Origin of the sequence: Silvimonas sp. (assembly GCF_031291215.1) — a bacterium.
Taxonomy (GTDB): domain Bacteria; phylum Pseudomonadota; class Gammaproteobacteria; order Burkholderiales; family Chitinibacteraceae; genus Silvimonas; species Silvimonas soli.
The window spans coordinates 1-3,076 of record NZ_JARLJK010000041.1 but is presented as its reverse complement, the minus strand read 5'-3'; the positions used below and the strand labels follow the sequence as shown (position 1 = coordinate 3,076).

3 protein-coding genes are annotated in these 3,076 nt (G+C 56.8%); all 3 read left to right on the top strand.

Annotated elements, in window-relative coordinates; translation table 11 throughout:
* Window positions 1-566, top strand: a 566-nt coding sequence (locus tag P4L78_RS01385) for a TolC family protein (protein ID WP_309326482.1), incomplete at its 5' end; no start/stop codon positions are given.
* A gap of 456 nt (window positions 567-1,022) precedes the next feature.
* On the top strand, window positions 1,023-2,216 hold the full coding sequence (locus P4L78_RS01380) for an acyltransferase (protein ID WP_309326481.1): 1,194 nt from the start codon (window positions 1,023-1,025) through the stop codon (window positions 2,214-2,216).
* Window positions 2,217-2,276: 60 nt separating this feature from the next.
* Window positions 2,277-2,609 carry a hypothetical protein gene (locus P4L78_RS01375; protein ID WP_309326479.1) on the top strand — a complete coding sequence of 111 codons (333 nt, stop codon included), beginning with the start codon at window positions 2,277-2,279 and terminating at the stop codon, window positions 2,607-2,609.
* Window positions 2,610-3,076 lie beyond the last annotated feature (467 nt).

Sequence of the window (3,076 nt, the reverse complement as noted above, 5' to 3'; positions counted from 1 at the left end):
GCGGTTTGCGCCGCACGCAGATCGCCGACGCGGTCGCCGCCAACGATTCCGACTGGCGCCTGATCGACGGCGCCAGCCGCGACACCCGCGCCGCAATCGCCGCCGCATGGAACGACTGGCTCGCGCAAACGGCCGCCGCCACGCGCTATGCCAATGCCGCAATCGCCGCACAAAAAGCCTATGACGGCGCGCTGATCCAGGAACGCGAAGGCCAGATCACCACCTTCGACGTGCTGCAAATGGCGCTGGAAGTGCTGACCGTGCGCAGCAGCGCCAACACCGCCCAGTCCGCCGCCATCAGCGACGTCGCCCGCATCATGGCGCTGATCGGCGCGCTCGAACCCGGCGCCGTGCTCCCCGGCGAACCCCGCTACGACGACAATCGCCACTATGACAAAGTCCGCCACCGCGACGACCTCCCCCTGATCACCCCCATGCTCCGCGCCCTCGACAGCCTCCCCCTGCCGCCTGCCCACACCCGCCCAAACCGCGACCCCGCCGAAGCCGTCCCCGTCCCCGCCGCCACACTAAGCGACGGCCCCGCCGCACGCAGGAACGGTGCGTAACGTTCACTCCACCATGCAATGATGGATGCACACGGGTAGGGGGAATTCTATCGGCCGCGATGCCCTCGACGCTTCGCGCAACGGCCGGACGTGATGCGGAAGGTGACCAGATTTTTGGGATTAACTAAAACATCACCGTAACCCCGCAACTCTGCTCCTTCCTCGGGGGCAGGTCAGCTATCCCGATTTTCATAGGGCGAAGGTTGCGCGGGCTATAGGGTGGTACACAAAGATCTTCTAAAATTTCGCTGATCAGCGGAGGCCGTACTTCAACAATGATGGCTCGCAGATCCGTTAATCTCGCGCCACTAGGTTGCGCGCCGCATTGTCAAGAATGTTATCGATAACGCAAGCCGGCTGCGATGCAATATTTTGCTTGCTTCGATCCATTGAGGCCGGGATGTACGGACCAGTTGACGACGGATTTTTCGAGACTCACAACTTCGAGGCGGTTTGATGAGCTATTACTGGATACTGCTGGCAATGGCCCTTGCTCTCGTTGTTGCAACAGCAATTGGGACGAAATTAGCCAGTTTTGGCTTCCCGCTCCCAGTCGGTAAGCGGATTGGGTGTGTGGACGGCTTGCGCGGCTATCTCGCCATTTTCGTAATGTTTCACCATTATACTATTTGGCTTAGATATAATTTCGGACATCCTTGGGCGGACCCAGCATTAAATTTTTATAATCAATTAGGTAAGGCTGCAGTGGCGCTATTTTTTATGGCTACTGGTCTCGTATTTTATCCTCGTGTTGTCAGTGGGTTGCGCGCCAACAATTGGACATCAATGTACAATGGGCGATTTTTTCGTATTGTCCCTATGCTTTTGGTTTCGACATTATCAAGTGCGCTCATCGTTGCTGTAGAGTACCGGGTTCTGCCCGATCGTCACTTCCCTATAGAGGTGATCAAATGGCTTGCCGGAAAACAAGGTCCGCTGATGGGAGTAGAGGGCAGCAATCTAGTCAATGCCGGTGTTTTATGGTCGATCTGGTGGGAATGGGTATTTTACTTCGCAATCCTCCCGTTAGTCGCGACCTTGCGACTCGCCTTCAAGCGTGACACACTTTGGGTTTTGCTTCTGTTGCTCTTGGCTTTGTCATTGCTCGGGCGGTTTACGGGTCATGAAATTTTCAAGTTCATACCACTGTTTATTTTCGGCATGCTAACTGGTGAAGCAGTGTCAAAGCCCTATATTAAACATATTCTTTCAAAGCGCTGGATGGTTCTACCAGTGCTCATGGCCTTGATCGCCGGAATGACCTTGTTTCATGAGCCATATGGCTTGGTCCCGATGTGTCTTTTTGCGTTTGTTTTCCTTAGCGTTGCAGGCGGCAATGATTTGGTCGGGCTATTATCGACCCGTGGCGCACGCATTCTTGGAGAAATTTCTTTCAGTATTTATGTAATACACGGAATCGTCCTCTATGTTGCGTTTCGAATTTTCCATATTGAGCGGGTTCCTGTACTGAATTTGCCTGTACTTGCAATTTGTGCAGTCTTGGCATCGGCGCTGTGCTTCTTGGGGATAGAGAAACCAGGAATGGCACTGGGAAAATGGTTTTACCCAAGGCTGCAAGCTCAACTTGATCGTGTCTTGCGAGGCTCCAATGGTTCTGGCGCCAATGATCCCTCAATCCCAAATGCATGACAGAGCGTGCGCGGGTTGCTGCGGGTGACACTGCCTCCGTTCCTTGCGACACACCTGCTCATGCCGGATCTCGCCGATTTCGCGCGTATGCATCCCGAGATGGAGATCGTGTCGACCGGCGAGGTGGTGAATCTGACCAATCGGGAGGCGGACGTCGCGATCCGCATTGCCGCCGATCGCGAGACCCTGCCGCTCAATCTTCATGGCCTGAAGGGACCGGAGCTGTTCGCAGGCGTTTATATGTCCCGCGATCGACCGGCCGCGTGGCTTGCGCGCGCGCGGGATCCCATCCGGCCCATCGTCATCGGTGGGGATGGCATTCCGGACTGGGCCGACGCGGGCGAGGTTCGTGCGACAGGGGTTCCGTTCAGGACCCTAGTGGATTGTTTTTGACATTTGCATCCCGCCATCCGGATAGCACGGTCGCAAATGTCAGAATCGGACCGCTAGGCCCCGTGCAAGCACTGCGACGCTGCCACGGGGCTTTCCAGAGCAACCGCGAAGCGGCGGGCCGCTTTTGGCCCATCGCAGCGTCCTTCGTCGGTCACAATGGGCCCGCATTGCTCCCTCCTCAATCCCGACAAGGAACGCTTTGCGTTCCGCAAAGCTGGGGGCGCTGGGCCAAAATCGGCTCCGTCACGGTGGTGCAGATTTATTGCAGCGCGCACTAGACGCCGACGCACAGATCGCTGCGGCAAGGCAAGGGACCGGTATGGCCAGACTGCCGTGTTTCGTTGGCGATACTGATCGCCTGTTGGCGAGGGTTCCAGGCATCGCACTGAAAACACCCGCAACGCTCTGGCTGCTAACTCAAGGAGAGACGCGCAAGACGAAGCGCGTGCGGCTCTTCACCGAGTTCG

What these genes read in the sequence shown, in the direction of transcription:
- P4L78_RS01380 (WP_309326481.1), top strand. Translation starts at nt 1,023, where the DNA reads ATGAGCTATTACTGGATACTGCTGGCAATGGCCCTTGCTCTCGTTGTT.
- P4L78_RS01375 (WP_309326479.1), top strand. Translation starts at nt 2,277, where the DNA reads ATGCCGGATCTCGCCGATTTCGCGCGTATGCATCCCGAGATGGAGATC.